General features: G+C 39.5%; 21 protein-coding genes, 1 tRNA gene and 3 rRNA genes. 23 read left to right on the forward strand and 2 right to left on the reverse strand.

Translation table 11 applies throughout. The annotated features are described in order from the left end of the window. Positions 1-2: 2 nt before the first annotated feature. The 6 genes from rbfA to LCX93_RS03720 are packed head-to-tail and all read left to right on the forward strand — an operon-like array spanning position 3 to position 4,418. Positions 3-371, forward strand: coding sequence for a 30S ribosome-binding factor RbfA (rbfA, locus tag LCX93_RS03695; protein WP_226068631.1), 369 nt, complete (start codon positions 3-5; stop codon positions 369-371). After that, complete coding sequence (locus LCX93_RS03700) at positions 368-817, forward strand: LSm family protein (protein WP_226068641.1); 450 nt, start codon at positions 368-370, stop codon at positions 815-817. The genes rbfA and LCX93_RS03700 overlap by 4 nt, the downstream gene beginning before the upstream one ends. Continuing rightward, positions 811-1,821 carry a bifunctional diaminohydroxyphosphoribosylaminopyrimidine deaminase/5-amino-6-(5-phosphoribosylamino)uracil reductase RibD gene (gene ribD, locus LCX93_RS03705; protein ID WP_226068642.1) on the forward strand — a complete coding sequence of 337 codons (1,011 nt, stop codon included), beginning with the start codon at positions 811-813 and terminating at the stop codon, positions 1,819-1,821. The genes LCX93_RS03700 and ribD overlap by 7 nt, the downstream gene beginning before the upstream one ends. 4 nt (positions 1,822-1,825) lie before the next feature. Further along, positions 1,826-2,560, forward strand: coding sequence for a bifunctional demethylmenaquinone methyltransferase/2-methoxy-6-polyprenyl-1,4-benzoquinol methylase UbiE (gene ubiE, locus LCX93_RS03710; RefSeq protein ID WP_226068644.1), 735 nt, complete (start codon positions 1,826-1,828; stop codon positions 2,558-2,560). An 8-nt stretch (positions 2,561-2,568) separates the two neighbouring features. After that, entirely contained in the window at positions 2,569-3,822 is a 1,254-nt protein-coding gene (gene xseA / locus LCX93_RS03715) for an exodeoxyribonuclease VII large subunit (protein WP_226068653.1), read from the forward strand. Beyond that, positions 3,819-4,418: an FmdE family protein gene (locus LCX93_RS03720; RefSeq protein WP_226068655.1), complete on the forward strand. Its 600-nt coding sequence runs from the start codon at positions 3,819-3,821 to the stop codon at positions 4,416-4,418. The genes xseA and LCX93_RS03720 overlap by 4 nt, the downstream gene beginning before the upstream one ends. A 10-nt stretch (positions 4,419-4,428) precedes the next feature. On the opposite strand, the gene sppA is transcribed toward LCX93_RS03720, so the two are convergent. Together sppA and mqnF are read right to left on the reverse strand one after the other, a co-directional pair. After that, entirely contained in the window at positions 4,429-5,298 is an 870-nt protein-coding gene (gene sppA, locus LCX93_RS03725; RefSeq protein ID WP_226068661.1) for a signal peptide peptidase SppA, read from the reverse strand. After that, on the reverse strand, positions 5,299-6,522 hold the full coding sequence (mqnF, locus tag LCX93_RS03730; RefSeq protein ID WP_226068670.1) for an aminofutalosine deaminase family hydrolase: 1,224 nt from the start codon (positions 6,520-6,522) through the stop codon (positions 5,299-5,301). Between the two features lie 93 nt (positions 6,523-6,615). Here mqnF and aroQ point away from each other — a divergent pair, with 93 nt between their 5' ends. The 17 genes from aroQ to LCX93_RS03815 all read left to right on the forward strand — a co-directional run bounded on the left by aroQ (position 6,616) and on the right by LCX93_RS03815 (position 23,711). Beyond that, complete coding sequence (aroQ, locus tag LCX93_RS03735) at positions 6,616-7,095, forward strand: type II 3-dehydroquinate dehydratase (RefSeq protein WP_151900781.1); 480 nt, start codon at positions 6,616-6,618, stop codon at positions 7,093-7,095. 8 nt (positions 7,096-7,103) lie between these two features. Next, positions 7,104-7,592: a 2-amino-4-hydroxy-6-hydroxymethyldihydropteridine diphosphokinase gene (gene folK / locus LCX93_RS03740; protein ID WP_226068672.1), complete on the forward strand. Its 489-nt coding sequence runs from the start codon at positions 7,104-7,106 to the stop codon at positions 7,590-7,592. After that, positions 7,589-8,869 (forward strand): flagellar biosynthesis GTPase FlhF, encoded by a 1,281-nt coding sequence (flhF, locus tag LCX93_RS03745; RefSeq protein ID WP_226068674.1) that lies wholly within the window; start codon positions 7,589-7,591, stop codon positions 8,867-8,869. The genes folK and flhF overlap by 4 nt, the downstream gene beginning before the upstream one ends. Beyond that, positions 8,866-9,744, forward strand: coding sequence for a MinD/ParA family protein (locus tag LCX93_RS03750; protein ID WP_283949364.1), 879 nt, complete (start codon positions 8,866-8,868; stop codon positions 9,742-9,744). Before flhF ends, LCX93_RS03750 begins: the two co-directional genes overlap by 4 nt. Positions 9,745-9,762: 18 nt before the next feature. After that, positions 9,763-10,098, forward strand: coding sequence for a hypothetical protein (locus tag LCX93_RS03755; protein ID WP_226068676.1), 336 nt, complete (start codon positions 9,763-9,765; stop codon positions 10,096-10,098). Beyond that, positions 10,095-10,781 (forward strand): RNA polymerase sigma factor FliA, encoded by a 687-nt coding sequence (locus LCX93_RS03760; RefSeq protein WP_226068678.1) that lies wholly within the window; start codon positions 10,095-10,097, stop codon positions 10,779-10,781. Before LCX93_RS03755 ends, LCX93_RS03760 begins: the two co-directional genes overlap by 4 nt. Position 10,782: 1 nt before the next feature. Continuing rightward, positions 10,783-11,883: a flagellar motor switch protein FliM gene (fliM, locus tag LCX93_RS03765; protein WP_193151456.1), complete on the forward strand. Its 1,101-nt coding sequence runs from the start codon at positions 10,783-10,785 to the stop codon at positions 11,881-11,883. 3 nt (positions 11,884-11,886) lie between these two features. Continuing rightward, a complete protein-coding gene (gene fliY / locus LCX93_RS03770) occupies positions 11,887-12,771 on the forward strand; it encodes a flagellar motor switch protein FliY (protein ID WP_226068680.1) in 885 nt (294 codons plus the stop codon). Positions 12,772-12,791: 20 nt separating this feature from the next. After that, positions 12,792-13,817, forward strand: coding sequence for a tRNA 2-thiouridine(34) synthase MnmA (gene mnmA / locus LCX93_RS03775; RefSeq protein WP_226068682.1), 1,026 nt, complete (start codon positions 12,792-12,794; stop codon positions 13,815-13,817). 556 nt (positions 13,818-14,373) lie between these two features. Then, positions 14,374-15,877: ribosomal RNA gene (locus LCX93_RS03780) — 16S ribosomal RNA — on the forward strand. Between the two features lie 122 nt (positions 15,878-15,999). Next, a tRNA-Ile gene (locus LCX93_RS03785) sits at positions 16,000-16,076 on the forward strand. Positions 16,077-16,286: 210 nt separating this feature from the next. Then, a 23S ribosomal RNA gene (locus LCX93_RS03790) occupies positions 16,287-19,180 on the forward strand. A gap of 314 nt (positions 19,181-19,494) precedes the next feature. Beyond that, positions 19,495-19,610: ribosomal RNA gene (gene rrf / locus LCX93_RS03795) — 5S ribosomal RNA — on the forward strand. The 16S, 23S and 5S rRNA genes sit together here with 1 tRNA gene alongside, the layout of an rRNA operon. 121 nt (positions 19,611-19,731) lie before the next feature. Next, entirely contained in the window at positions 19,732-20,325 is a 594-nt protein-coding gene (gmhA, locus tag LCX93_RS03800) for a D-sedoheptulose 7-phosphate isomerase (RefSeq protein WP_226068684.1), read from the forward strand. Positions 20,326-20,328: 3 nt separating this feature from the next. Next, a complete protein-coding gene (gene gmhB / locus LCX93_RS03805) occupies positions 20,329-20,841 on the forward strand; it encodes a D-glycero-beta-D-manno-heptose 1,7-bisphosphate 7-phosphatase (RefSeq protein ID WP_226068686.1) in 513 nt (170 codons plus the stop codon). 1 nt (position 20,842) lies between these two features. Then, positions 20,843-21,328, forward strand: a complete 486-nt coding sequence (locus LCX93_RS03810) for an asparaginase domain-containing protein (protein WP_226068688.1) — start codon at positions 20,843-20,845, stop codon at positions 21,326-21,328. Continuing rightward, positions 21,318-23,711 (forward strand): heavy metal translocating P-type ATPase, encoded by a 2,394-nt coding sequence (locus tag LCX93_RS03815; protein WP_226068690.1) that lies wholly within the window; start codon positions 21,318-21,320, stop codon positions 23,709-23,711. The genes LCX93_RS03810 and LCX93_RS03815 overlap by 11 nt, the downstream gene beginning before the upstream one ends. Position 23,712 lies beyond the last annotated feature (1 nt).

A 23,712-nucleotide genomic window follows, 5' to 3' on the forward strand; every position in this document is an offset into this window, starting at 1 on the left:
AAATGAATGAAGCACAAATAAAGCTGAAAAGAACAGAAGCTCTTTTAGCTGAACTTATTCCCGAAGCACTCAGCCAACTTAATGACAACCGTTTGCATGAACTCAGTGTCATTGAGGTAAAATGTTCCCGTGGAAGAAGTGATGCCAAGGTCTATATCGACCCAGGTAATTTCAGCGAAGAAGAAAAAAGAATCTACCTGAAGCAGTTAAGAAAAGCTCGTCCTTTGGTAGAAGATTTTTGTTTGAAAGATCAAGGATGGTACAGATGTCCAAAACTGACATTTGAGTTTGACGAACAGTTGAAAAAATCCCAAAATATTGAAGATTTGTTTAAAAAAATAGCCAAAGAGCATAAAGGAGAAGCATCATGAGTCTGCAAAGTGATATAGCATCCGTAGTCAAATCAGTTGATTTGGAACTTTATGACACGGTTGTTGTCAATGAAAATGATGAAACAATTTTTCGCATAAGCGTTATTTCTCCCGAAATAGAAAACGGCAAACGCAAAGGGGTCAGCCTGGATGCGTGTGTAGAGTTAACACATCTCATTTCTCCCTTACTGGATGTTACTCCTCCAGTTTCCGGCGAATACAGACTGGAAGTCGGCAGTCCCGGCATCGAGAGAAAGCTGACAACGTTAGAACATTTCAAGAAATCTCTTGGTGAAAATGTCTCCCTGCTTTTAGATGAAAAAGTAAAAATCAAAGGCAGACTCAGCAAAGTTGAGGGAAACAAACTTGTTGTAGAAAAAGAGGGGCAAACAGAAGAGATTGACTTTAATGCAGTAAAAAAAGCAAAAACCTATTTTGAATGGTAATAGATCACAGCTTTTATATGAACCTGGCCGTTGAAGAGGCTTGGAAATATCAAGGATTGACCTACCCAAACCCTGCAGTAGGCTGTACACTCAGAGGCGAACATGGTGAAATTTTAGCCGTTGAAGCACATCACAAAGCCGGAGAGCCGCATGCTGAAGTGAATGCTTTAAAGTCTGCATACTACAAACTGACACAAAACAAAGAAATACTGCAGCTTTTTACTTCCGAACAAATCCATATTTTTTTACTGAAAAACCATAACAATATTTTTAAAAACTGTTCTTTGTATTCTACTCTTGAACCCTGTTCCCATGTAGGCAAAACCCCCTCATGTGCTAATCTGATCGCACAACTTGGCATAAAAAATCTTTATATCGGTGTAGAGGATTCAAATGAAACTGCGGCAAACGGCAATGCACTCTTAGTGCAGAGCGGCTTACATGTACGCTTACATGTAAACAAAGAAAAATGCGAAGATCTGCTCTTTCCTTTTCAAAAATTTCTCAAAGAGAGATTCGTTTTTTTTAAATGGGCACAACGACTGAACGGCACGACGGATGGTGGCATTGTCAGTTCTGAAGCTTCAAGAAAAAATGTTCATGCTATGCGTAATGTATGCGATCTGCTTGTTATCGGCGGCAATACGGTTCGCAGTGACAGACCGACACTTGATGCACGCTTAGTCAACGGAAAAGCTCCCGATATTTTAATTCTTTCCCGTCAAAAAGAGTTTGACAGAAGCATTCCTCTGTTTCAGGTGCCAAATCGAAAAGTAATCATAGCCAGTGATTTTTCTTTACTGAAAAATTATAAAAATATTATGATTGAAGGCAGTGCAAAAATGTATGAGTTAAGTCGTGATATTGTTGATTATTATTTATGTTATCTTGCTCCTGCATTTGGCGGGCAGGAGGGATTTAAAAACATTGAAGATAAATTTAACATTTTAAATGCAGGCAAAGAAGCAGAAGATATAATATTATGGATGAAAAGAAGGATATAGATTTATGAGTATTTTAGAGCAAAAAGATGACGTAAAACAAGAAAAAATTGTCTCTATGTTTGATGATATTGCATCAACATACGATACTGCAAACCGTGTAATGAGTATGGGTGTAGACATTTCATGGCGAAAAAAAGCCTGTGATTTGGCTTTTGATTATTATGGTAAAAAAAATATTGATAAAATTGTAGATGTCGCTTGCGGTACGGGTGATATGATGGGGTACTGGCAAAAACAGTCCCATAAAGCGGATGTGCAAATAGCCGAGTTTGTCGGTGTGGACCCGTCAAACGGTATGGTTGATGTAGCCCGTAGAAAATTTCCCGATTTTTCTTATCATATCGCAAAAGCAACTCAAATTCCTCTTGAAGATGCAAGTGCAGATATGCTGAGTATTACATACGGTATTCGTAATGTTGTTGAGAGACAAGAAGCATTTTATGAATTTAACAGAATGCTTAAAAAAGACGGACTTGTTGTCATTTTGGAGTTTATGAAAGATGAAAACAAAAATATCCTTAAAAAAATCCGTGATATTTACATGCATAAAATTCTCCCTTATGTCGGTGCTGCCATCTCCAAAAATCTTGAGGCATACACTTACCTGCCGGATTCTATAGAAAATTTTGTAACCATCCAGGGCATGCAAAAAGAGCTGGAAAATGCAGGCTTTGAAATGCTCCACACACAAAGTTTTTCAATGGATATTTCAACACTTATAATCGCCCGTAAAAAGTAGAAAAAAGTATGCATACACTTTCAGTCTCCGCTTTGAATGAGCAGATTAAAACTGTTTTAGAAAGTTCATTTGAAAGAGTGTTTGTCGAGGGAGAGCTTTCGCGCATTACTTTTCACAACTCCGGACATATATATTTTACCCTTAAAGACAAAGACTCGGCTGTAAGTTGTGTGATGTTTCGTGGCAATGCTTCAAAGTTGAAATTTCGTCTTGAAGAGGGGATGAAAGTTGTCATAGACGGTGCCGTTACGCTCTATAAACCCCGTGGCAGTTATCAAATAAACTGTTTTTCTATTGAACCTGCAGGACAGGGTGCTTTGGCTTTAGCGTATGAACAACTCAAACAAAAACTCTCTGCGCAGGGCTATTTTGCTCATGAAAGAAAAAAAGAACTGCCAAAATTTCCCTCCCGTATTGCACTGATTACCTCAGGCACCGGTGCGGCACTGCAAGATATGCTGCGCGTTGCCAATTCGCGTTACAGACTTATAGAAATAGATGTGTATGATGTACTCGTGCAAGGTGAAGGGGCAGCGTTTAGTATAGCAAATGCTCTCAAAACTGCCGATACAAAAGGGTATGATATTATAGTCATAGGTCGTGGTGGCGGAAGTATTGAAGATTTGTGGGCATTTAATGAAGAGATTGTTGCCGACGCTCTTTTTCATGCAAAAACACCGATAGTTTCAGCTGTAGGGCATGAAATTGACTGGGTCATCAGTGATTTTGTGGCAGACTTGCGAGCACCGACACCCAGTGCTGCCATGGAGATGATACTGCCTGACACCAATGAACTCTATCAGTATTTAGATTCCTTATCGACACAGCTAACCCAAAAAATAACCCATAAAGTATATAATCTACAGCAAGAACTGTTACATGTAAAGAACTCCTATCTGCAACATTCAGTGGAGAAAAAATTACAATATCGCGTGGATGAGATTAAAAAACTGCAAGAAGATTTTGCCCAGGCAATCACTTTTCGTCTGCAAAATTATAAAAAAGAAGTGGATTCATTACAGCAACGATTTCCGCAAACAATTCAGAGCGTGTTAAATATTGCGCAAAATCAACTTTTAAACCTGCAAAAAATGCTAGAATCCAATAATCCAAAATACAAAAACAAAAAAGGCTTTGCACAGATTGTAAAAGATTCACAGGTAGTGGATTTGTCTTCACTCCATGTAGATGATGTATTTGAAGCCCAGAGCGATAGATACATAGTCAGTGCAAAGGTCTTAAAAAAGGAAGAAATCCGATGAATTATCCACAATTTTTTGATGCCGTACAAAGTATACCACTCAAAGACCCTTTGGCACAGGTTTTAGGCGCTTTTGAAAACGGAGAATATGAAATAACATACTTAGAAGTTGTTAAAGCCGCAGGACACTCCTGCCCGACGGTTGCCGGTGCCTATATAATGGCAAGCGAAGCACTGAAAGTTTTATACCCAAATCAGCGGGCAGTCCGTGGCAACATAAAAGTAGAATTTAAAGAGTCGTTAGAAGATGGCGTTGCCGGTGTTGTCGGTAATGTTATTGCACATATTACCGGGGCGACAGACAAAAGCGGATTTAAAGGCTTAAACGGACAGTTTGCACGCCACTCTCTTATGTTTTTTAATGCAAATATAGATTCATCCGCAAGATTTACGAGAGTAGATACAGGAAAAAGTGTTGATGTAAATTATAATCCTTCGACGGTACCGACTTCACCGGATATGATGCCGTTAATGCAAAAACTGACAAGCGGAACAGCCACTCCTGAAGAAGTCAAACATTTCGGTGAATTATGGCAGGAGAGGGTAAAAAGAATTTTTGAAAATTTAGAAGCTGTTGTCAAAGTTACGGAGTTATAAACTCTGTAACTTATTTTAAAATCAAATCAGGGAAGTAGGTATTTAAAATCACAGCCGTTGAGGCGGACAGTTTTTTGAGCAGTTTGTCAAACTTGTCTTCTTTGTTCCATACGGGATGCAAAACACCGCTTAACTTTGCCAAGGCATTTTTTGCATCATATTCGACACCGATACTGTCAATGAGACCGACTTTTTTTGCCTGTGCTGCCGTAAATATATGGGCATTTGCATAGGTGTCTCTTTTGTTGAAATCCAAATGTCTTGCATCGGCAACATCCTTCGTAAACATATCATATGTTCCTTGAATAACCTTGTTCAACTCAGCGACTTCATACTTTTTCCACGGTCTGTCCGGTGTGCCTATCTGTTTGTAGCGTCCGGCTTTTACCACCTGTGTTTTGATACCGAGTTTTTGCATGATGCCACTTAAATCGGCACCCTGCATAATAACTCCGATACTGCCTATCATGCTGCCCGGGTTTGCTATGATTTTATCAGCCCAGATGCTTGCATAATAGCTTCCGCTTGCCATAGTACCTTTGGCATAGGCTATGACAGGCTTTTGTTCTTTTAGTCTTTTGATGGCATACGCGATTTCGACAGAAGGCGAAACGGCACCGCCGGGAGAATTGACAATGAGCAAAACACCTTTTACAGCACTGTTGTGTGCAGCTTTATTTATTTTTTGTACAACATCTGCAGCATCCATAATCGGACCGCTGAGATTGATTTTTTCCAAATTATAGCTCGTAAACTCTTTTTCACTTGCCGGAGCAAAGAGTAAAATAAAAATCAGCACAAAGAGCATGGCTTTGAAATGATTTTGGATATAGTTCATAATTGCTGCGATGGGAAAAAATATCTTTTTCAGTAATTCCATTTATTCATTTCCTTTTACAAGTTTTCCGTTAATGAAAACTTTTGAGATATTATAGCGATGCAGTATTAAATGAACGGCTAACTCTTCATTTGGTTCGGCATCCAGGTCAAGAACAATCATATCTGCATTTTTTCCCTCTTGTATTTCTCCCGTATTGAGTCCCAGTGACTGGGCGGCATGGAGAGTGACTCCTTTTATGAGTTGTTTTGCAAATTCTAACAGAGGTGCATCACTGTGCATAAAAAGAGAGATTTTCATCTCTTCAAACAAATCAAGCTGATAGTTTGAGCTTAAACCGTCAGTCGCAACAATCCAGCGAATTTTTTTCTCGTTTAACTTTTGAATGTCAAGCGTAGGATTACCAAGCAATCGGTTGGAAATCGGACAGTGAATAATAATATGTTTTTGCTGTGCAATTTGTTCAAGTTCTTCATCATTTGTTGTGACGGCATGTGTTAAGAGTGTTTCATAATCGTTAAAATAATCGAGAAATTCTTTGGCATCGCTTACGCTTTTGTTCTGTTTAAGCAGTGTTTGAAAAAATTTTTTAAAATCACCGCTACTAGAATCCAGCCAGTTGCGTTCGGCTTCACTTTCCATAAAATGTGCCGTAAGTTTTAGGTTTTCATTTTTAACAATTTCCAGAGCTTTTTGTATAAGAATCGGGTGTACAGAGTAGGGAGAGTGGATGGCAACCGCAGGATAAAACCCTTCTCTTTGAACAGCTTTTGAGGTGTCAAGTCGTGCAAGAAAGTCACTAAAAAGAGCATCTGCCATACCGGCTTGTGAACCGATAAGTTCATTGAAAAATACTACATTTTGTTTTGCATTGACACAGGCTTCGAGGTCCATCGCATGGGAGCTTATGGCACCAAAGGTTGTGATGCCACTTGCAAGCATAGCGTCAATCGCTTTAGTCATACATGTAAGGTCACAGCCTGCGATAAGGTCTTCACGATTTTCTATAACACTGTAGAGCCAGTTCAAAAAATCACCGTAACTGAGCTGATTTTTGTTGGCAGAAAATTCTACATGTACGTGTGCATTGATAAGACCGGGCATAAGCAGAGAATTTTTTTGCAACTGTATGGTTTTGGCTTCTGGAAATTTCTGCTCCAGTTCTTCTAAATCGCCTATGTCTCGGATGGTTCTGTCAAATGCAATTGCCTTGTCTGTCAGGAGAATATCGGGTGTTAAAATATAATTGGGAACGAGTATTGTCATCTTTTTTTCTTTTTTTCAAATTATACACTTTTTTTAATATTAGTTTGGATAAAATAGTCCTTCAGAAGATAAATCATCATAATAAGGGTAAAAATGAAAATAGTAGTTATTCAAGGTCCAAATTTAAACATGCTCGGAATTCGTGAACAAAATATTTACGGTCCGATGAAGTTAGAACAGATTCATGCACAGATGAAAGATGTAGCAACCCAAAACGGTGTGGAAATAGAATTTTTTCAAAGTAATCTTGAGGGTGAAATTGTAGATAAAATTCAGGAGTGCTACGGTGAAGCACAGGGATTGATTATCAATGCTGCTGCCTATACGCACACTTCTATCGCTATCCGCGATGCCATTTCTGCTGTTAGCCTGCCTACCATAGAAGTGCATATCAGCAATATTCACAGACGTGAAGAGTTTAGACAAAAAAATATGATTGCACCTGTTTGCACATCATCTGTTGTCGGTTTCGGACCTTTTGGCTACCATTTGGCTATGATGGGTATGCTTCAGATTATGAACGAAATCAAAGCGGCCCAAGAAGCACAGGCACAAGCACAGAAACAGGCTTAAGTCTTTACATGTACAGGAAACGCAAGATAAACAAAAGATTGACCTCTTTTTACAACTTGCATTTCCCTTATACTGCCCATGCCAAAAGTCGGCATAGATATGAAACTGTTGTAGGTGTCGGTGGAAATGTCGGAGATGTACGCCGAAGATTTGAACATCTTCTTGTGGTATTACAAAAAGATAAAAGAGTATCAGTAGTAAAAACATCATTGATTTTAAAAAATCCTCCTTTTGGCTATACAGATCAGGATGATTTTTTCAACGCAATACTTGTTTTAAAAACTTCAATGCAGCCAAGAGTTTTTTTACGCTTTTTACTGAGACTGGAAAAAAAATTTGGTAGAAAAAGAACTTTTGAAAATGCACCAAGGACGCTAGATTTGGATATTATATTTTTTGATAACCGTACAATACATACACAAGATTTAATTGTGCCGCATCCCTTTTATGCACAAAGAGAAAGTGTAATGATACCTTTGTCAGGTGTTGGTAGATGAAAATATTGACTTTTACCGGGCGTAGTCCGTCAGAGGCATTGAAAAAAGCAAAAATGGAAATTGGTGATGAGGGTATGCTCATTGAAACCAAAGAGATTCAAAAAAAAGCTTTAGGCAGAGAAGCACTCTATGAGATAGTAATCGGTATAGATGAAGAGATGATTCCGTCTACCTATAAAAAAGCAAAAAAACCACTTTCCAAACAGCAACCGCTCAAAGAAGAGAGTCGGGAAATACTTTTTGATATTTCCAATGCGGCACAACAAATTTCTAAAATTTCAAATGTGACTGATCCTTTGGAGAATTTATATCAGCCTTCAGCATCGCAACAAACGGCTACTGCTGTTGAACCCAAAGAGCTAAAAGAGATAAAATCTGAAATCAATAAACTGACAGATAAGGTAAAAATTATTCAAAATATGTTTTGGGATGAAAAGTCACCAAATCTTTCAAGTCAAATTCCGCCGGAATTTTCTGAAATTTATCGTCTTGCCTCACAAAGCGGAATGAACAGAGAACATTTGGATACTCTTATGCAGGTTACTTTGGAACATATGCCGTTGAAAATGCGAGAAAACTCTTCCACTGTAAAAAGGTATTTTCAAACAATACTTCGAAAAATGGTTCCTATCCGAAGAGAAACACTGCCTAATATAGGTGCGAAAAAAGTTATTATGCTTGTCGGACCAACAGGTGTGGGAAAGACAACTTCTATTGCCAAACTTGCTGCCAGATACTCTTTTTTAATGGAAAAAAAGTACAAAGTCGGACTGGTTGTACTTGACACCTATCGTATAGGTGCCGTGGAGCAGTTGATGCAGTATGCACGAATGATGAAACTTGGAATTGAAACAGTTGTTGATCCTCCGGAGTTTTCAAGTGCTCTGGAGTCTCTTAAATATTGTGACTATATATTGATTGATACAATGGGATCGAGTCCTTATGACAGAGTAAAAATTGAAAAAATATATGAGTGTCTCAACGCAAATAACACGCAATACAATGTGGATGTAGTACTGGTAATGCCAAGTTCAATTAAATATGAAGACCTAAAAGTGACCTATGACAGCTTTTCAACACTGGGTGTAGATACACTAATGTTTACAAAACTGGATGAGACGATGGGTTTTGGAAATATTTTTTCACTGGCTTATGAAACAAAAAAACCGATAAGTTATTTTTCTGTAGGTCAGGAAGTACCGGAAGATTTAGTATGTGCGAGCAGTGATTTTTTAATTGAGTGTCTTTTGAACGGATTTAACAGGAGTAAGGTATGATTGGGAATCAGGCACAAAAGCTTGAAGAACTGGTTGCTTCAAATTCCCAAAAGAAAAAATCAAAAAAAACGCGTTTTATCGCAATTACAAGCGGTAAAGGCGGGGTGGGCAAAAGTACTATAAGTTCAAACCTTGCCTATGCACTGTCGCAACAAGGTTTGAATGTGGGAATATTTGATGCAGATATAGGACTGGCCAATCTGGATGTTATGTTTAATGTAAAAATCAAAAAAAACATTTTACATGTACTCAAAGGCGAGGCGACAGTTAGTGATATTTTAATTCCCATTACCCGTAATCTTATTCTTATTCCTGGTGAGAGTGGTGATGAAATATTAAAATATTCTGACATGGCACTGTTTGACAGGTTTATGCAGGAGGCACAGGTTTTAAACAAACTTGATGTTATGATTATAGATACGGGAGCCGGGATTGGAGAGCATATTCAAATGTTTTTAAATGCGGCAGATGATGTAATTGTTGTAACAGTTCCCGATCCTGCAGCAATTACCGACGCCTATGCAACGATAAAAACAATTGCGACACTCCGAAATGATGTGTTTATGATAATGAATCAGGTGAAAAATGAAAAAGAGGCTTTTGGTGTTTTTGAAAAAATTAAAAAAGTTGCCAAGGCAAATATAGGTGAAAAACTGGACCTGCAGTTGATTGGGAAAATGAATGCTGATGCGAAAGTGTCAACATCCGTAAAACAGCGCGCACTTTTTAGAATGCTTTATCCTGCATCACAGCCGAGCAGAGACATAGATGCAATTGTGCGTAAAATTATACAAAAGCTGGAACGAAATGTGCTGGTTACATCCAATGAAAGTGGATTGTCAGGTCTGTTTAAAAGATTAATGGACCATTTTTAAGTCTTATTTGGGGTAGTTATGTTTGGTGAAAATTTTGTTTATTTTTTTACTGTTCAAGGATTTTTTGTAGGAATAATCTTTGGGTTGTTAAAATCTTTTGATGCTGAGGGATTATTACTTTATACATTTTTTATTACCATCTTTTTTTATCTTTTTTCACATGTAATCGTTGCACTTTATTATAGAACAATAACGGTTAAAGCCTATAATTTCCCAAAAGAAACCCATGAAACAGAATTAGATATTTTTGTAAAAGAGATAAACAAAAGAGAAAAACTGATAGACTCAGCGTGCAAAATTACAGATATTGCTATCAAAATGAACTCTGAAGATGTAGCCGGACAAAAATTATGACAAACAATGCCTACCTTCAAGATCTCAAACACAAAGAAGATGAACTGGCACTGCAATATCTTCCTGCCGTAAAAGCAATGGCTTTTCGGCTCAAAGAGCGGCTTCCAAGCTCGGTGGACTTTAGTGATCTTTCAGCAATCGGTACAGAAGAACTGATAAAACTGGCTAGGCGATATGATGAAAAACTCAATGACTCTTTTTGGGGCTATGCAAAAAAAAGAGTTTATGGTGCAATGCTTGACTATTTGAGAAGTCTGGATATTTTAAGCCGTGCGAGCCGTAAACTTGTAAAAGCTATAGATTATGCAGTTCAGGAATATATGCTGACACATGATGAAGAACCGAGTGATGAAGAACTGGCAGATATACTGGACGAAAGTATTGAAAAAGTTCATGAAGCACGCATCGCTTCAAATATTTATACAGTCATGCCTCTGCATGATCAGTTGCAAATTGGTGATGAAGGTGCAGCGCTTGTTCAAATTGAAAAAGAAGAGTTGATTGACGTAATAAAAAAAGTTCTTTCCTCTTATAAAGAGAGAGAACAGATGATAATTCAGCTATACTACTTTGAAGAGTTGACTTTAAAAGAAATTAGTGATATTTTAGATATAACCGAGTCCCGTATCTCACAAATTCACAAGTCTGTAATCCAAAAAATTAAAGAGAGTATAGGAGCATAACATGGCAGATATACTATCACAGGAAGAAATCGATGCACTTTTGGATGTTGTTGAAGATGAAGGTGAAAATGTATTAGAGAGTGATGAAGATGCTCTTTTGCCTCAACGGCAGGTAACTCTCTATGATTTTAAACGTCCAAACAGGGTTTCAAAAGAACAACTTCGTGCATTTCGCGGTGTTCATGACAAAATGGCCAGAAGTCTGGCTTCTCAGATATCTTCAATTATGCGTTCTATTGTTGAAATACAGCTGCACTCTGTTGATCAAATGACCTATGGTGAATTTTTGATGAGTTTGCCAAATCCTACAAGTTTTAATGTGTTTTCGGTAAAACCCCTTGAGGGAAGCGGCATTATAGAAATCAATCCCTCCATTGCTTTTCCTATGCTTGACAGATTGCTTGGAGGAAAAGGAGAACCTTTTGATGCAAGTCGGGAATTTTCGGATATAGAACTCAGCCTGTTTGAAACAATACTTCGTGTTATGATGAGCACATTAAAAGAGGCATGGGCTCCTGTTATGGAAATTTATCCGACAATAGAATCCAAAGAATCTTCTCCAAATGTCGTTCAAATTGTTGCACAAAACGAAATTGTTGTTATGGTGGTGATGGAAATTATCATAGGCCACAGTTCTGGTATGATGAATATATGTTATCCTGTTATCTCATTGGAACCTGTTTTGCCAAAACTTGCAAGTCGTGATTTAATGTTAAACGAAACAAGTTCTAAAAAAAGTAGAAATATGGAGCTGAAGGTTCTTCTCGGTGGGGCAAAAGTAAATGTAGAGGCAAATTTGGGTGATGCAGATTTAACTATGCATGATATACTTGAACTGAAAATCGGTGATGTAATCAGGCTCTCAAGTGCTGCAGATGACATTGTGACTGTTGCAGTAGACGGAAAAGAGAGGTTTCGCGGTGAAATAGGACTGCGTAGGTTCAGAAAATCAATCAGTATTACAGAGATTATTGAAACAGAAAAAGATACAGTCAAGCGTGCACTTGAGAATTTAGAAAAACAAAGACACGAAAAAATTTCCGGGGTTAAAGATATAATTCATGAAGGTGAAATGGAATTTGAAAACAAATATGAGGAGTAAAAAATGAGTGACTTTATAAAACTATTTGAAGATGAAACAGTTGGTACTATTGAAGCACTTATTGGAACTGCTCCAACTTTAGAGTTAAAAGAAGAACAGGAATTAAGTATCATTTCCAACATTGTTCCGCCTATTGTTTTGGTGAAAATCAAGGTAAGCGGAGATGTGGATGCAGAGGCAATGGTAGCATTACCACCAAATCTGGCAGCATCACTTTCAGATATGATGATGGGTGAAGAAGCCAGTGAGAGAGAAGATGTAAGCGAAGATGATATGGATGCTACAAAAGAGATAGTATCAAATATTTTTGGTGCTATTGCAAATACGCTTTCTGCTCAAAAAGAGTTACCTGTTCTGTCTTTCAGTATTGAAAATATAGAGTTGGTCGGCGATAATGATGAAGTCAGCCTCGAATCTTTCAGCAGAATGTATGTATATAAGTTTAACCTGGAATCTGTGCATTCATTGTTGATGTTTATTATAGATGAAAAATTAAAAAATGTGCTGTTTCCATCAGAATCTTCAGACGAAACAGTTGATGCACATGATCATACGAGCAGTACCGGTACTTCGGAACATGTCACATCAAACTGTGAAGAAGATATTACCTTGAGCAGTGAAGAGATGAAAAATATTGCTCTTATTATGGATGTAAAACTTCCTGTAAAGGTAAGAATCGGAAAAAAAAGAATGTTGTTAAAAGATGTACTGAATATGGATATCGGCTCGGTTATTGAATTAAACCAATTGGCAAATGATCCGTTGGATATTTTGGTGGATAATCATGTTATAGCACAGGGTGAAGTAGTTATTGTAGATGGTAACTTTGGAATACAGGTAACAACGATAGGCACAAAGAAAGAAAGATTAACACAGCTTAAAGGTTAACAAGAAAGTTTGAGGACATAATGAAAGAAAAAATTTTAGTAGGAATGAGTGGAGGGGTTGATTCAACAATTACTTCTTTATTGTTAAAAGAGCAGGGGTACGAAGTGGAAGGGTTGTACATGAAACTTCATTCAAAACCCGGATATCATGAAATTCACCAGGCACGTGCACAAAAAGCTGCTGACTTTGTTGGTATTAAGTTGCATGTACTGGATTTGCAAGAAACTTTTAATAAAAAAGTATTTCAGCCGTTTATAGACACATACGCTGAAGGAAAAACTCCAAATCCGTGTGCCCTGTGCAACAGAAACCTCAAATTTGGTGAAATGATAAAATTTGCTGATGAAATCGGTGCAGAGTATTTGGCAACCGGACATTATATTAAAACAGACGGAAAGTATTTATACTCTGCAGATGATGATACAAAAGATCAAAGTTATTTTCTTTTTTATATTAACAGAGAAATTCTACCAAGATTAAAATTTCCATTAGGTGAAAGACATAAAAAAGATATAAAAGCATTAGCTGCATCCATAAAAGGATTGGAATCATTTTCATCGCAGGCGGAATCAAGTGAAATCTGTTTTGTAGAAACAACATATACTGATCTGTTAAAAGACTATGTAGAAGTTGATCAACCGGGAGAGGTTCTTGATCAAGAGGGCAATGTTATCGGTGAACATAAGGGATATATGCATTATACAATCGGAAAACGTAAAGGTTTTACGGTACATGGTGCACATGAGCCTCATTTTGTATTGAGTATCAATCCGAAAAAAAATCAAATAGTTGTCGGGAAAAAAGAAGATCTGGCATGTTATGATGTGAAACTCAATAATCTAAATATGTTTGATGACAGAAAAGAGTTTGACACAACAGTAAAACTCCGTTATAGAACAAAAGCAGTCAAGTGCCATGTAAAAATAGAAGAAGATGTGGCCTATTTGAAACTTGAAGAGAGTGTATTTGGTGTTGCAGTCGGACAGGCCGCTGTATTTTATGATGATGACAAACTTATAGGCGGCGGCTGGATTATAGAATCCTAGTTGCCAATAAACCTCTAAAAAAAGTAACAAATAAAAAACTTCAAAAACTTTTTCAAAAACCCGCCAAACATTAAGCGCTTTCTAAGCAAGACTCTCCTATAATTCCCATCCACAAACAGAGAGACCTTGTTTAAAAGGCCTAAAGAGACTTCGAGTTGAAGCCGCTGAATATGTTTGAGATCATTGAAAACTAAGCAAGTAAGAGACTTTTTAACTTTAGAGTTAAAGAGATAAATTACTTAGAAATAACTAATAAACAACAACCGTCTATTCTATTTTGAAATCCATACAGGTTTACCTGAATGGTTCCCTTAATAGTAATAGATAACTATACAGTCTAGTAATAAGACCTTAAGCAGTTTTATTAAGACTTAAAATAACAAAGCCAATGATTTAATAATCTTGGGCAAAAGATCAGTAATAAGTTTACTTATCTTTCTATAATGTTATAGTGGGTTTCATAAAGCTAAAGCAAAAATGCACCAGTGCATTGAGCCTCACGCTGAGTGAAACCCAGTGTTAACGCAGAGAAGGAACTTGGTTCCTTCTCGTTTCAATTATGGAGAGTTTGATCCTGGCTCAGAATGAACGCTGGCGGCGTGCTTAACACATGCAAGTCGAACGGTAACAGAGAGAAGCTTGCTTCTCTGCTGACGAGTGGCGCACGGGTGAGTAATATATAGATAATGTGCCCCTTGGACCGGGATAGCCATTGGAAACGATGATTAATACCGGATACTCCTTCTGCTCATAAGAGTAGTCGGGAAATGGATTCCGCCAAGGGATCGGTCTATATCCCATCAGCTTGTTGGTAGTGTAAGAGACTACCAAGGCAATGACGGGTAGCGGGTTTGAGAGGATGATCCGCCACACTGGTACTGAGACACGGACCAGACTCCTACGGGAGGCAGCAGTGAGGAATATTGCACAATGGGGGGAACCCTGATCAGCAAACGCCGCGTGGAGATGACGCATTTCGGTGTGTAAACTCCTTTTATAGTCAAAAAATGACGGTAGCATATGAATAAGCACCGGCTAACTCCGTGCCAGCAGCCGCGGTAATACGGAGGGTGCAAGCGTTATTCGAATCACTGGGCGTAAAGGACGCGTAGGCGGTTGGCAAGTCAGATGTGAAATCCTACAGCTTAACTGTAGAACTGCATTTGAAACTGCCGACCTAGAGTATGGGAGGGGAGATGGAATTAGTGGTGTAGGGTAAAATCCGTAGATATCACTAGAATACCGAAAGCGAAGGCGATCTCCTGGAACATAACTGACGCTAAGGCGTGAAAGCGTGGGAGCAAACAGGATTAGATACCCTGGTAGTCCACGCCCTAAACGAGTTCACTAGTCGTCGCGCTATCAGGCGGTGATGCACTTAACAGATTAAGTGAACCGCCTGGGAGTACGTCGCAAGATTAAAACTCAAAGGAATAGACGGGGACCCGCACAAGTGGTGGAGCATGTGGTTTAATTCGAAGATACGCGAAGAACCTTACCTAGCCTTGACATTGAGAGAACCTGCCAGAGATGGCGGGGTGCCCTTCGGGGAGCTCGAAAACAGGTGCTGCACGGCTGTCGTCAGCTCGTGTCGTGAGATGTTGGGTTAAGTCCCGCAACGAGCGCAACCCTCGTCCTTAGTTGCTAGCAGGTTAAGCTGAGCACTCTAAGGAGACTGCCTTCGTAAGGAGGAGGAAGGTGAGGACGACGTCAAGTCATCATGGCCCTTATGGCTAGGGCTACACACGTGCTACAATGGGGCGTACAGAGTGTTGCGATACCGCGAGGTGGAGCTAATCACTTAAAGCGTCTCTCAGTTCGGATTGGAGTCTGCAACTCGACTCCATGAAGCTGGAATCACTAGTAATCGTAGATCAGCAATGCTACGGTGAATACGTTCCCGGGTCTTGTACTCACCGCCCGTCACACCATGGGAGTTGATTTCACCCGAAATCGGGAAGCGAACCTTCGGGGCGCTACCGCTTACGGTGGAATTAGCGACTGGGGTGAAGTCGTAACAAGGTAACCGTAGGAGAACCTGCGGTTGGATCACCTCCTTTCTAGAGTAAAGTCAATCATTCGTTTGAATTGACATACAAAGAAAATCTCACAGAGATAGTTTATTAGTTTTTCTCTCTTACTTGCTTAGTTTTCAGTGATCTATATATTATATTACTTATCCGGGCCTATAGCTCAGCTGGTTAGAGTGCACCCCTGATAAGGGTGAGGTCGGAGGTTCAAGTCCTCCTAGGCCCACCATACTAAAAAGTAAAAATTTAATTTAAGTTCTAAGAGTTTAGGATTTAAATTAGACTTTTATTTATATTAGTCTTGTTCATTAAATTACAATTGTTAAAGTCAACAACTATAATAAAGAGATTTATTATAAACTAAATAACTACAATAACAGATCATTCATCTTGTCTAGTGTATTAGTACATTAAATAAGGTAGTGAACGCAACATAGAATAAAAAGATATTAAGGGCCATAGGTGGATGCCTTGGCTAGTAGAGGCGATGAAAGACGTACTAGGCTGCGAAAAGTCTCGGGGAGCTGCCAAGAAGCTTTGATCCGGGAATTTCTGAATGGGGCGACCCAACGTGGTGCGAATCACGTTACCACTTTCGGGTGGGGCGAACCTAGGGAAGTGAAACATCTCAGTACCTAGAGGAAGAGAAATCAAACGAGATTCCGAGAGTAGCGGCGAGCGAAATTGGAATAGGGCGCATACATTTAGCACATTTGTTAGCAGAACATTCTGGAAAGGATGAGCATAGAGGGTGATACTCCCGTAAGCGAAAACATTTGTGTGGAACTAAGGTATGGAACGAGTAGGTCGGGACACGTGTTATCTTGACTGAATATGGGGGGACCACCCTCCAACCCTAAATACTACTACTAGACCGATAGCGAACAAGTACCGTGAGGGAAAGGTGAAAAGGACCGCGGTGAGCGGAGTGAAATAGAACCTGAAACCTATGGCTTACAATCATTCGGAGCACTATTAAATAAGTGTGACGGACTGCCTTTTGCATAATGAGCCTGCGAGTTGTGGTATCTGGCAAGGTTAATCGAACGAGAAGCCGTAGCGAAAGCGAGTCTTAATAGGGCGACATAGTCAGATGCTGCAGACCCGAAACTGAGTGATCTATCCATGAGCAGGTTGAAGCTGGTGTAAGAGCCAGTGGAGGACCGAACCCGTAGAAGTTGAAAATTCTTGGGATGACTTGTGGATAGGGGTGAAAGGCCAATCAAACTCAGTGATAGCTGGTTCTCTCCGAAATATATTTAGGTATAGCCTCGAGCATTAGCGTATAGGGGTAGAGCACTGACAGGGCTAGGGCTGCTTACCGCGGTACCAAACCCTATCAAACTCCGAATACTATACGTGTAACCTCGGGAGTCAGGGCGTAGGGTGATAAAATCCTATGTCGAGAGGGGAACAACCCAGACTAACAGCTAAGGTCCCAAAGTTTTATCTAAGTGGAAAAGGATGTGGAGTTGCTGTGACAACCAGGAGGTTGGCTTAGAAGCAGCCATCCTTTAAAGAAAGCGTAACAGCTCACTGGTCTAGCGATTCTGCGCCGAAAATATAACGGGGCTAAGATAAACACCGAAGCTTTAGATTTACAGTTTACTGTAAGTGGTAGGAGAGCGTTCCATTCAGCGCTGAAGGTATACCGGTAAGGAGTACTGGAGCGGATGGAAGTGAGCATGCAGGCATGAGTAGCGAGAAAAGAAGTGAGAATCTTCTTCGCCGTAAACCCAAGGTTTCCTACGCGATGCTCGTCATCGTAGGGTTAGTCGGGACCTAAGTCGAGTCCGAAAGGGGTAGACGATGGCAAATCGGTTAATATTCCGATACCGACATTACATCGTTTGAGTGATGGGGGGACGCATAGAGTTAAAGGGGGTCACTGATGGAATAGTGGCTCGAAGGACGTAGGTCGACGTGTAGGCAAATCCGCACGTCATTCGACCGAGATCTGACAGGCTGGTCAATCTTTTCGGAGAGCGACCAGAACCCTTGATACTGTCGTGCCGAGAAAAGCCTCTAAACGAGATGTAATGTTGCCCGTACCGTAAACCGACACAGGTGGGTGAGATGAGTATTCTAAGGCGCGTGGATGAACCCTTGTTAAGGAACTCTGCAAACTAGCACCGTATCTTCGGTATAAGGTGTGCCTGTAGTGTTAGAGAACTTGCTTCTCAAAGCACTTATAGGTCGCAGCAAAGAGTCCCTCCCGACTGTTTACCAAAAACACAGCACTCTGCTAACACGTAAGTGGATGTATAGGGTGTGACGCCTGCCCGGTGCTCGAAGGTTAAAAGGATTGCTTAGCGCAAGCGAAGGCATGAATTGAAGCCCGAGTAAACGGCGGCCGTAACTATAACGGTCCTAAGGTAGCGAAATTCCTTGTCGGTTAAATACCGACCTGCATGAATGGCGTAACGAGATGGGAGCTGTCTCAACAAGGGATCCAGTGAAATTGTAGTGGAGGTGAAAATTCCTCCTACCCGCGGAAAGACGGAAAGACCCCGTGCACCTTTACTATAGCTTGACACTGCTATTGGGATATTCATGTGCAGGATAGGTGGGAGCCGTTGAACCTGGGACGCCAGTTCCAGGGGAGGCAACCTTGAGATACCACCCTTGAATATTCTGATAGCTAACTCCGTACGGTTATCCCGTGCGAGGACAATGTCTGGTGGGTAGTTTGACTGGGGCGGTCGCCTCCTAAAAAGTAACGGAGGCTTACAAAGTTCGGCTCAGAAGGGTTGGAAATCCTTCGTAGAGTATAATGGCATAAGCCGGACTGACTGTGAGACATACAAGTCGAGCAGAGTCGAAAGACGGTCATAGTGATCCGGTGGTTCTGTGTGGAAGGGCCATCGCTCAAAGGATAAAAGGTACGCCGGGGATAACAGGCTGATCTCCCCCAAGAGCTCACATCGACGGGGAGGTTTGGCACCTCGATGTCGGCTCATCGCATCCTGGGGCTGGAGCAGGTCCCAAGGGTATGGCTGTTCGCCATTTAAAGCGGTACGCGAGCTGGGTTCAGAACGTCGTGAGACAGTTCGGTCCCTATCTTCCGTGGGCGTAGGAACGTTGAGGAGAGCTGACCCTAGTACGAGAGGACCGGGTTGGACGTGCCACTGGTGCACCAGTTGTCCTGCCAAGGGCATAGCTGGGTAGCTACGCACGGATGAGATAACCGCTGAAAGCATCTAAGCGGGAAGCCAACTCCAAGATGAACGTTCCCTGAAGTACGCTTGAAGACTACAAGCTTGATAGGCTGGATGTGTACGCACAGCAATGTGTTTAGCTGACCAGTACTAATAGTACGTTTGTCTTTTTACAAGTTCTTAAATGAACACAATTGCTTCACTACCTTATTTAGTGTATAGATACTGATAAGAGAAAGATTTGTTAGGCACCACACTTAGCTTTTAAGCACGGTGGTGTCGCGGTTTAGCCGCAGAAGTTATTTAGTTTAGCCCAGACTGAAGTCTGGGTTCCTTAGTATTTTTCTATACTTGGAACCGGTACTTTAGTGCCGGCTAGTGTTGACTTTAACAATTTTAACTTAATGAATTTTATTCATTACTCACTCAACTGATCCTTATGAGATCAGATATAAGTACATCTTAGAATGTCCTTATATCTGATCTTGTCTAGGTGGCTATAGAGAGAGGGAAACGCCTGGCTCCATTCCGAACCCAGAAGCTAAGCCTCTCATCGCTGATAATACTGCAGGTTTCACTTGTGGGAATGTAGGTCGCTGCCTAGTTGATCAGATTTTTACTTCAAAAACTATCAACTTTTTAATCAAACAACTCACTTTTTTATAAAATCTACCTTTTACTAAGTAATTCTATGATATTATTTTATATATAATTTTAGGATGATATATGAAAAAATATATAAAAGATCAAATTAAAAAATCATATGAAACAAAACAGGCTATTTATGAGAATGAAGATTTATTAAATAAAATAGAAGAAGTAGCACAAAAATGTGTTGCTTTATACCGTAATACAGATAAAAAAACAATTCTTGCAGGAAACGGAGGCAGTGCTGCGGATGCACAGCATATCGCTGCTGAACTTGTGGGAAGATATGGCTTTGACAGACCTTCTATTCCTTCATTGGCACTTACTACGGATACATCAAATCTTACTGCCATAGGCAATGATTATGGATACGATCAGGTCTTTTCCCGTCAACTTGAAGGGATGGGACAGGAGGGGGATATCTTTATCGGTATTTCAACCTCGGGAAATTCAGCCAATATTATTAAGGCATTTGAATCTGCAAAGAAGAAAAAGATTATGACAGTTGCTCTGACTGGTCGTGATGGTGGAAAAATGGCAAAAATGGCTGATATTGCACTTATTGTTCCTTCAAGCGCAACACCTAGAATTCAGGAATCTCATATATTGATAGGGCATATTCTCTGTGACATCATTGAGAAAGAGATATTTGGTGAGGGTGTTGGCAGATAAGGGATGAAAAAAGCACTTTTTTTAGATAGAGACGGTGTTATCAATGTTGAAAAAGAGTATCTCTATAAGAGAGAGGATTTTGAATTTATTGATGGTATATTTGATTTGTGCAAATATTATCAGAATTTAGGCTATCTGATTATTATTGTAACAAACCAGTCTGGTATAGCGAGAGGGTATTATACAGAAGAAGATTTTCAAGTGCTTACAGACTGGATGATACAAGAGTTTAAAAAAAGAAATATTAATATTACAAAAGTCTATCATTGTCCGCATCATCCGGATATTAATATAAAATGCAGTTGCAGAAAACCTGAACCGGGAATGATTTTGGAAGCACAAAAAAAATTTAATTTGGATTTAATACATTCTTTAATGATTGGCGATAAACAGCGGGATATTGAAGCCGCTGTAAATGCCGGTATTTCTGAAACATATTTATTTGATGAAATGAATCAGATCAGAAGTTCTAAAGCAACAAAAACAGTCACTAAACTTGATGAAATATGGAAATAAAATGCTGATACTTAACAGTGGTGGTACATTTAACAAACGATATAATGAAATAAGCGGAGAACTTGAGGTTCCTTATGACAATGCAGCTATTGAAAGAATTTTATTCAGTGCTCAGGAAATGTATAGTCTTGCAGGAGTTGTTTACAAAGACAGTCTGGAGATGGACAGTAATGATAGACGTATGCTCGCTGATATTATACGGGAGTCAACTGAAGATACTTTTGTGATAGTGCATGGCACCGATACTATGGAACTCAGTGCAGAGTTTTTGGATGAAGTGTTTGATGATAGAAAAATTATTATTACGGGCGCTATGAAACCGTTTGAAATTGATAATATAGAAGCATCATTGAATCTTGGTATGGCTATCGGATATGCCAAAGCGGTAGAAAAAAATGGTGTTTATATATGCATGAGCGGTCTAGTCGAACCTTGGAAAAATATTCAAAAAAATAGAAATACAGGGAAGTTTGAAGTTGTCAGATAAAATAGCCTGTGATCACTGTCATTTAGAATTTTCAAAAGATGTTATGATACAAGAGGGTGAACATTATTTTTGCTGTAACGGATGTCAGGGTGTATTTCATTTACTTTCAGATGAAGGATTGGACGGTTTTTATGATAAGCTGGGCAATAATAAACTTGCACCGCCTTCACAGCAGTACGAAGACTCTTTAAATTTTGATACGCCGGCATTTTATGAGAGATTTGTAACATTAAACAAAGATGGTTTTAGTGAGGTGTCTTTAGTCATAGAAGGCATTCATTGTGCTGCTTGTGTTTGGCTGAATGAAAAAGCTTTGACAAATATGGAAGGTGTTATTGCTACTAATATCAACTACACAAACAATAAAGCAAAGATTGTTTGGGATGATGATACGGTAAAACTCTCTAAAATTATAGATATGATTCGTGCCATCGGATATGATGCATACCCTTATGATGCTTCACTGCAAGAACAAAAAGCAGACAAGGAGCGTAAAGAGTACTATACAAGGATGGCGGTTGCTGTTTTTACAACTATGAATATGATGACTATTATGGTTGCGCAGTATGCCGGCTATTTTAGTGGCATTTCTGAAAATATTAAACATATACTCAATATCGGAGAGTGGGTTTTAGCTACTCCGGTACTTTTTTACAGTGGATGGCCTTTCATTCGCGGAATGTATTACGGGATGAAGACAAAAACGGTAAATATGGACACCCTTGTCGCCACAGGTGCAATTTTAACCTACATATATTCTATTTATATTACCATTACACGCAGTGGTGAGGCCTATTTTGATTCGGTTACGATGATTATAACTTTTGTGCTTGTTGGAAAATTTTTAGAGGTTTTAAGCAAAAAAAGTATTGCCGATACTTTGGATATTATGAATCATCACCTGCCAAATGATGTCAAAGTTGTTGCGGATAAAAAGATTATTACAAAAAATGTCAATGATGTTACTGTAGGTGAAATTGTTTTGGTAAATTCAGGAGAACGTGTTGCTCTTGACGGTGAGATACAAGAAGGAAGCGGAAATTTTGATGAATCAAGCCTGACCGGTGAGAGCGAGCCTGTTTTTAAAACTGCAGGAGAGAATATCATCAGTGGAACGGTAAGTATTGATGCCGACGTAAAATATAAAGTAAGCAAAGATTTTGCACACTCCACGATGAGTAATATTGTAGCCTTGCTGGAAAATGCGATGAACAACAAGCCAAAAATCCAGCAGTTGGCAAACAGGCTGAGTGAATATTTTTCCGAAGTGATACTGGCACTCTCTTTTATGACTTTTATTGGCTGGTATCTTTATTCATCGAATTTCGAGCAGTCCTTTATGATTAGTATAGCGGTTATTGTGATTGCCTGCCCTTGTGCGCTTGCTCTGGCAACACCTGTTGCAACACTGGTGGGTCTTTCTATCGCTTCAAAAAGAGGAATTCTTTTTAAAGAAGCTGCCCAGCTTGAGACAATGGCAAAGGCAGATGTATTACTACTTGATAAAACAGGAACGATTACAAAAGGTCGACCTGAGATTGTCAAAGAGGAAATATTTCTGCCGTTTCATAAATCTATGCTTTATTCGTTATTGCTCAATTCAAAACACCCTGTTGCCAAAGGTGTAGAAAAATATATTTTCGATGAGGATTTGGATCCTTTGGAGCTGGAAAGCTTTCAAAATATACCTTCTCAGGGTTTGAGCGCGATGTATGACGGTAAAATGCTTGCAGGAGGGAACGCCAAACTCATGCAAACCATAGGCATTGATGTCTGCAGTTCAAGTCAAAACAGTGAATTTTATTTTGCGTACGGCGGAGAACTTCTGGCTAAATATGAACTTTTTGACATACCGCGTGAGGATGCAAAAGAGGCCATAGCCAAAATTAAAAAAATGGGTATAGAAATAATTATGCTCACAGGAGATCATGAAGAGAGTGCCAAAAAAGTAGCACAACTCGTTGGAATTGAACAGTACAAATATGAACTGACACCTCAGGACAAAGCCGTATTTATAGAAAAGTTACATGAAGACGGCAAAGTAACTGTTATGGCAGGGGACGGGGTGAATGATATTTTGGCATTGGCAGGTTCAGATATTGCAATAGCAATGGGCAACGGGAGTGATATTGCAATAGAGGTGAGTGATGTAGTGCTTTTAAATGATACATTCAGTTCACTTTATGACAGTTTTAAAATTTCTAAAAAAACATTTACAATGATAAAAGAGAATCTTGCACTTTCATTTATTTATAACGGTATTACAATTCCGTTGGCAATGGCAGGATATATTATTCCTCTTATTGCCGCAATTTCAATGAGTATCAGTTCGTTGATTGTTGTAGGAAATTCTATGCGAATCAAATTTGGATATAAGGATTAGA

Source organism: Sulfurimonas sp. SWIR-19, from assembly GCF_020410885.1.
Classification (GTDB): domain Bacteria; phylum Campylobacterota; class Campylobacteria; order Campylobacterales; family Sulfurimonadaceae; genus Sulfurimonas; species Sulfurimonas sediminis.

What these genes read in the sequence shown, in the direction of transcription:
- mqnF (WP_226068670.1), bottom strand. Translation starts at nt 6,522, where the DNA reads ATGACAATACTCGTTCCCAATTATATTTTAACACCCGATATTCTCCTG.
- gmhB (WP_226068686.1), top strand. Translation starts at nt 20,329, where the DNA reads ATGAAAAAAGCACTTTTTTTAGATAGAGACGGTGTTATCAATGTTGAA.
- LCX93_RS03760 (WP_226068678.1), top strand. Translation starts at nt 10,095, where the DNA reads ATGACAAACAATGCCTACCTTCAAGATCTCAAACACAAAGAAGATGAA.
- ubiE (WP_226068644.1), top strand. Translation starts at nt 1,826, where the DNA reads ATGAGTATTTTAGAGCAAAAAGATGACGTAAAACAAGAAAAAATTGTC.
- rbfA (WP_226068631.1), top strand. Translation starts at nt 3, where the DNA reads ATGAATGAAGCACAAATAAAGCTGAAAAGAACAGAAGCTCTTTTAGCT.
- folK (WP_226068672.1), top strand. Translation starts at nt 7,104, where the DNA reads ATGTACAGGAAACGCAAGATAAACAAAAGATTGACCTCTTTTTACAAC.
- LCX93_RS03750 (WP_283949364.1), top strand. Translation starts at nt 8,866, where the DNA reads ATGATTGGGAATCAGGCACAAAAGCTTGAAGAACTGGTTGCTTCAAAT.
- mnmA (WP_226068682.1), top strand. Translation starts at nt 12,792, where the DNA reads ATGAAAGAAAAAATTTTAGTAGGAATGAGTGGAGGGGTTGATTCAACA.
- fliY (WP_226068680.1), top strand. Translation starts at nt 11,887, where the DNA reads ATGAGTGACTTTATAAAACTATTTGAAGATGAAACAGTTGGTACTATT.
- flhF (WP_226068674.1), top strand. Translation starts at nt 7,589, where the DNA reads ATGAAAATATTGACTTTTACCGGGCGTAGTCCGTCAGAGGCATTGAAA.
- LCX93_RS03700 (WP_226068641.1), top strand. Translation starts at nt 368, where the DNA reads ATGAGTCTGCAAAGTGATATAGCATCCGTAGTCAAATCAGTTGATTTG.
- ribD (WP_226068642.1), top strand. Translation starts at nt 811, where the DNA reads ATGGTAATAGATCACAGCTTTTATATGAACCTGGCCGTTGAAGAGGCT.
- LCX93_RS03720 (WP_226068655.1), top strand. Translation starts at nt 3,819, where the DNA reads ATGAATTATCCACAATTTTTTGATGCCGTACAAAGTATACCACTCAAA.
- LCX93_RS03755 (WP_226068676.1), top strand. Translation starts at nt 9,763, where the DNA reads ATGTTTGGTGAAAATTTTGTTTATTTTTTTACTGTTCAAGGATTTTTT.
- fliM (WP_193151456.1), top strand. Translation starts at nt 10,783, where the DNA reads ATGGCAGATATACTATCACAGGAAGAAATCGATGCACTTTTGGATGTT.
- xseA (WP_226068653.1), top strand. Translation starts at nt 2,569, where the DNA reads ATGCATACACTTTCAGTCTCCGCTTTGAATGAGCAGATTAAAACTGTT.
- aroQ (WP_151900781.1), top strand. Translation starts at nt 6,616, where the DNA reads ATGAAAATAGTAGTTATTCAAGGTCCAAATTTAAACATGCTCGGAATT.
- sppA (WP_226068661.1), bottom strand. Translation starts at nt 5,298, where the DNA reads ATGGAATTACTGAAAAAGATATTTTTTCCCATCGCAGCAATTATGAAC.
- gmhA (WP_226068684.1), top strand. Translation starts at nt 19,732, where the DNA reads ATGAAAAAATATATAAAAGATCAAATTAAAAAATCATATGAAACAAAA.
- LCX93_RS03810 (WP_226068688.1), top strand. Translation starts at nt 20,843, where the DNA reads ATGCTGATACTTAACAGTGGTGGTACATTTAACAAACGATATAATGAA.